The organism is Komagataeibacter europaeus LMG 18890 (assembly GCF_000285295.1).
GTDB classification, from domain to species: Bacteria; Pseudomonadota; Alphaproteobacteria; order Acetobacterales; family Acetobacteraceae; genus Komagataeibacter; species Komagataeibacter europaeus.
Genome location: NZ_CADP01000148.1, coordinates 1 through 5,502 on the forward strand (window position 1 = coordinate 1; position 5,502 = coordinate 5,502).

Below are 5,502 nucleotides of genomic sequence, written 5' to 3' on the forward strand. Positions count from 1 at the left end.
AAGAAGGTCAAGGGCCGCAAGCGCCATATCGTGACTGATACCTGCGGCTTCCTGATCTTTCTCCTCGTTCATGCCGCCGATATCCAGGATCGTGATGGGGCCGTTGATGTCCTGGCGGCAATACGCAGGCGCTTTCCCTGGCTGCGCCACATCTTCGCTGATGGCGGCTATGCTGGCGAGAAATTGCGATCCGCGCTCGCCTCCATGGGAAAATGGACGGTCGAAATCATCAGGCGGTCCGATACGGTGAAAGGCTTTCAGATCCTGCCGCGCCGCTGGGTGGTTGAACGGACATTCGCCTGGCTGGGACGGTGCAGGCGGCTCGCCAAAGATTGGGAACAATCCATTGCGTCCTCAACCGCATGGACATTGATCGCCTCGATCCGCATGCTCACACGACGGACAGCAAGGCATTGTCAAACTTGAAAAACTTTCGGATCGGGCTGTCAGATAACGGTATGTCCGTGAGGGCAGCATCATGCGTGCCAGCGGATCGAAAGCGTTGGCGTCATATCCGCAAGCAACAATGATCAGTTCGGGCTGGTAGGCCTTCAGCGCGGGAACGACAATCTTTTCCATGGCGCCGACATAGGCGTCATGTCCACCACCCGGCAGCAGCGGGATATTGATGTTATATCCTTCACCCGCGCCGTCCCCCCGTCGGTCCGGATGGCCGGACCCCGTCGGGTAACAGTTTTCCTGATGAATGGAAATTGTCAGCACATCCGGGCGATCATAGAAAATCGCTTCGGTGCCGTTGCCATGATGCACGTCCCAATCCACGACTGCAACACGGGAAAGCTTGTGAACGCGTCTGGCCTCTTCTATGGCGACGGGAATATTGGCCAGGAAGCAGAAGCCCATGCCCTCGTCAGGAAGGCAGTGGTGCCCCGGTGGACGACTGAGCGCGTAGGCATTGTCCAGATCGCCCGAAAGAACCATGTCAACCGCGCGCATGACCAGTCCGGTCGATTTGCGGGCGTAGTCGTAGCTTCCTTTTCCGCAACTGGCGTCCGGCCCCATGACGCCACCACCCGCTTCGCTTACGCGACGGAATTTCTCCAGGTAGGCGCTGCCGTGAATACGCAGAAGGGCCTCCTCCCCGGCGCTGGGCGCGCTCAGGCTGGTCAGTTTTCCCAACAGGCCCGACATGTCCAGAAGGCTTTTCAGCCGTCTCTTGCTGTCCGGAGATTCGGGCAGGCTGGAACTGGCCGAAGGCTGTACCCACCCACCCACCCACGGGCAGAATCCCGACATGGGGCTGCGATATATGCCAGAAACATGCTTCATCCGAGAAAAAACCTGTCCTGTTCATGTTTTTCGCTCCTGCCTGTATCGGGAAAATATCACTTCGGTGTGCACGCCATCATGCGACGGTCCAGCGCCATATCATTGTTATTTCGGAACAATATGGACGCAGCCCTTACATGCACCGCCACGTTTCCCCTGTCCGGTATCATGAAATGGAAATTTTACAGTTCTGTCGAATGTGTCTCCCACTCACGCCACGCTGTCATTCCGGAAGCTATCTTAGGATGTGACATTCGCTTACCGAAACGACAGTTCACGCCAAAGATGTGTCACTTTGCGCCATTTTCCATAAAATATGCCATGCAAGGGAATTTCAGAATAATGGTGCCCATGTCCTGCGGAAGAACCGCAGACAGGTCGTGACAGTGCAGGATCCGTCATTCAGGCCGCCAGCACGCCGAATTTTTTATGGTAATAGTGTTGCCCACATGGCGTTATACTCAAACGGAGCGAGAACCGGCCAGAAATACCCTGCAACAACTGAATGACAAAAAATAAAAGTTTCTGGATTCGCCTGTTTTCAAAAATATTTACCAGACACTGCCTGTGGAATGACGATATCCGGTAGATACAGTCCCGCACGTCCCGGCAGAACCCGAACCATCCGGCTTCATGTCCTGCCATACCTTATCCCCTCAATATCATGTGAGGGTCCACAGTCATGGAACCGCATCCGGCCATCAGGCGCTATGTCCTGTAATAACGATGACAGACCGGAAAGAGGGAAGATGCACGGATCAATACCTGCGCTGGCCGCCTGCCTTGTGCTTGCACCCATTGTCGCCCCATCCGCCCATGCGCAGACGGTCGCATCCGGGCACCGCGACATCCTGCTGCAGGCCACGAGATCATGGAATGGCGTGGCCTATGAAAAATACCCCGCCACCCAGCCGGAACTGATGATGATCCGGCTGACCATTCCCGCCCATACCGCCCTGCCATGGCATACCCACCCCGTGCCCAATGCCGGTTATGTGCTGCAGGGGCAACTGACGATCCATGACCGCGACAGTGGAAAGACGGAAACTTTTCATCAGGGCGAAGCGTTCGCTGAATCCGTGAACGACACCCATCGTGGGGAAAGCGGCGACACACAGACCGTCGTGCTACTGACCTATGCCCTGACACCGGGCACGCAGCCCTCCATCCCGGCCAAGGGAGAAAAACCGGAATACTGACCGGCCCCGTTGACGCCACGCCGTCTCCATAGGGCCGATCATGACAGTCAATACGTCCCTTTTCCATGTAATGAGGTTGGGGCGGCAGACCATAAAACTGCCGCAATATAGTCAATAATAAAATAACATTTCATTGCCCCTGCCCAACGGCACTGCATGCCCCCGACAGCCCTTTCCTGTCTGGTGCATGATGACCCTTTATATTGTGAAAGACGCGATCATGCCGGACATCACACGGATTTCCTCCCCCCTGCTGGAAAAGCTGCCCATGGCCGTGATGATGGCGGATGTATCGGGTCGCATTGTGTACGGTAACCCGCGCGCCTGTGTCCTGACCGGCTATAGTGCCACGGATCTGGCAGAAACGCGCCTGGGCCGCCTCTTTCCCGACAGGGCTGTCGATGCCACGGCCACGCTGGCCATGCCCACGACACAAGACGGTTGCACCACCCTGCGCCGCAAGGACGGTCTGGGCATGCCCGTACGCCTGTACCGTGAAAGCATAAGCTGGGATGGCGGCCTGTACGAACTGGTGGCCCTGCTTGACCGCACGGAAGAAGAACAGACACGCGAAGACGCTGAAATCAGCGCCCTGATCGTGCAGGCGACGGACCGGGGCATTCTGGTCCTTGATCCACAATACCGCATCACCCACGCCAACCGCGCCCTGACCGACCTGCTGGGGATGGAGCCCGCCGCCCTGCACGATGCCCCGTTCGGCACGCTGCTTTCGGGCGGGGAAAGCGATATCGCCACCCTGCGGCAGTTCCGGCGGAATCTGGCGCGGCGCACGGGGTTTGAACAGGATATCCATACCCGTGGAAAACAGGGCAAGGACCTGTGGCTGCGCTGTGCGGTAACCCCGCATTACGGGGCCGATGGGCAGCTTGCGGATATTATCGTCATCCTGCACGACATTACCCATGACCGGCAGTTGCGCGAACTGCAGCGCGACGTGGTGGAGGCGCTGACGGACCAGCTTTCGTTGCGCGAAATGCTGGACTTCATGTGCCGCCGTATCGAACTGATCGCGCCGGACTGCATGGCGGTGGTCATGCTGGGCACGGGCGGTGTCCTGCGCACGGGCGGGCACGGCGCGCTGCCCATGCCGGTATTGCAGGCTTTCGACGGGCTGGAAGCCAGTACCGCCGTCGGGGCCTGCGGTACCGCAATCGTCACGGCGCAGGACGTGGTCGTGCCCGACTTCACGACCGAGACGCGCTGGCCCGCCCTGCGTGACGTGGCAGGCCAGCACGGGATCGTTGCGGAATGGGCAGTCCCCATCATCCTGCGCAATGGGGATGTGGCGGGCAGCTTCTCGCTGTATTTCCGCGCACCGGGGCAACCGGGGGCATGGCACCGGCGCATTGTCGGGGCCTGCGTGCATCTGGCCATGCTGGCGATTGAACAGCAGCGCAGCCGGGATTCGATCATCCGCCTGTCCTACACCGACCGGCTGACCAGCCTGCCCAACCGCATGTGGCTCAACCGCCGCATGCAGGAACTGTCCACCCGGCCATCGACAGCGCCCCTCAGCATCATGGTCATCGACCTCGACCGCTTATGTGGACGGCCGTTTAAGCGCAATACCTCATATTGTTCTCCCGATGTCATTTCCAAAACGTATTATTCTACCGGCTGGATGATGAATACCGATTTAACGCGAAGACCCGGTCAGATGCGCTCTTATGTCCGGCCTGTTTATGCGACTTTATGCGCTGGCCATCATGGGTGTGCGCTCACGTGTCAGGCACCAATCTCGTATCGCGTGCTCAGGGGCACAGACGGTCGAACGGTATGGCCTGAACTGTTGCTGAATGACAGTCTTCCCATCACGTCGGTTCGTACATACTGCCGGATCTACCGGAGCAAGCTCCGGTGTCCATCGTTCTGCTGGTGCAGGTCAGCCTGCTGAAACACTGACACCAGCCGGACGATAGATCTCTTTACGTGACAACAACGCCCAGATGATACGAGCCATTTTATTGGCAAGTGCAACTGTTGCCAGACGCCTTGGACGACGCGCCATGAGTTCGCATAGCCACTGACCCGCAGCGCTATCCCACTTATGGGCACGATGAAGCATGGCCGTCGCACCAAGAACCAGCAACGTTCTTATCTGCCGGTTGCCCGTTTTGGTAATCCTGCCCAGACGGGTTTTACCGCCGGTAGAATGCTGACGAGGCACAAGCCCAAGCCAGGCGGCAAAATGGCGCGCAGAGGCGAAGGAGCCAATATCCGCGACCGAGGCGACAATCAGAGAAGCCGTTATGGGACCGACCCCAGGGATGGTCATCAATCGACGCGCATCCTCATCGCTTTTTGCACGCGCCCGGATCTGCACTTCCAAAGTATCAATGCTCTGAGCGACCTTTTCATAATGATCAAATAACAACATGGCACTCTGCTTCATGGCAGCAGGCAGGTCGGCTGATGTCTCTATTTTTGCCATCAGTTCTGGCAGATGGCGTGTGCCCAGAGGGGCTATCAGCCCGAACTCGGAAGCAAGAGCCCGTAACGCATTACTCAGCATGGTCTGCTGTTTGACCAGAAGAGCGCGGGTAGAATGCAGTGACAAGATACCTTGCTGCTCTTCGCTCTTGATCGGAACACACATCGTATCAGGATGAGACGCCGCCATGCAGATCGCAGCCGCATCAACAGCGTCGTTTTTCTTGCCTTTTTTGACAAATGATTTGACCCGATCAGGAGGAACCAGTCTGACATCATGACCAATCCTGCTGATCACCCGTGCCCAGTAATGAGCTGACCCGCAGGCTTCCAGAACAACTTCACATGGGTCAAGTTTTGCAAAAAATGCTGAAACTTCACTGCGACCAAGCTTGCGCTTGAAAACGCACTTTCCATTTGCGTCAGCCCCATGAGCCTGAAAAACGGATTTGGCAATATCAAGGCCAATTATGCTAGCTTTCATACGGGCGGTCTCCTCCTGATGGTCAGTGAACCTCCATCATGGCACATTGATGCCGCAGGGAGGCCGTCCACCCCATCT

The 5,502-nt window shown here is 57.5% G+C and carries 4 protein-coding genes and 1 pseudogene; 3 read left to right on the plus strand and 2 right to left on the minus strand.

Annotation, left to right across the window (positions count from 1 at the left end; genetic code table 11):
* Positions 1-426: pseudogene (locus GEU01_RS25030) on the plus strand (IS5-like element IS1031A family transposase); the annotation flags it as partial.
* Here the strand turns inward: GEU01_RS25030 and GEU01_RS23380 are convergent.
* Positions 355-1,290: a class II histone deacetylase gene (locus GEU01_RS23380; RefSeq protein WP_232272629.1), complete on the minus strand. Its 936-nt coding sequence runs from the start codon at positions 1,288-1,290 to the stop codon at positions 355-357. The pseudogene GEU01_RS25030 and the gene GEU01_RS23380 overlap by 72 nt on opposite strands.
* Before the next feature lie 749 nt (positions 1,291-2,039).
* Between GEU01_RS23380 and GEU01_RS19160 the strand changes: the two genes are divergently transcribed.
* Both GEU01_RS19160 and GEU01_RS23385 read left to right on the plus strand, forming a co-directional pair.
* A complete protein-coding gene (locus GEU01_RS19160) occupies positions 2,040-2,489 on the plus strand; it encodes a cupin domain-containing protein (RefSeq protein WP_019087349.1) in 450 nt (149 codons plus the stop codon).
* Between the two features lie 220 nt (positions 2,490-2,709).
* On the plus strand, positions 2,710-4,404 hold the full coding sequence (locus GEU01_RS23385; protein WP_232272630.1) for a PAS domain-containing protein: 1,695 nt from the start codon (positions 2,710-2,712) through the stop codon (positions 4,402-4,404).
* Here GEU01_RS23385 and GEU01_RS19170 read toward each other — a convergent pair.
* On the minus strand, positions 4,393-5,424 hold the full coding sequence (locus GEU01_RS19170; RefSeq protein ID WP_026018748.1) for an IS110 family RNA-guided transposase: 1,032 nt from the start codon (positions 5,422-5,424) through the stop codon (positions 4,393-4,395). The two genes, GEU01_RS23385 and GEU01_RS19170, sit on opposite strands and share 12 nt — an antisense overlap.
* Between the last annotated feature and the right edge of the window lie 78 nt (positions 5,425-5,502).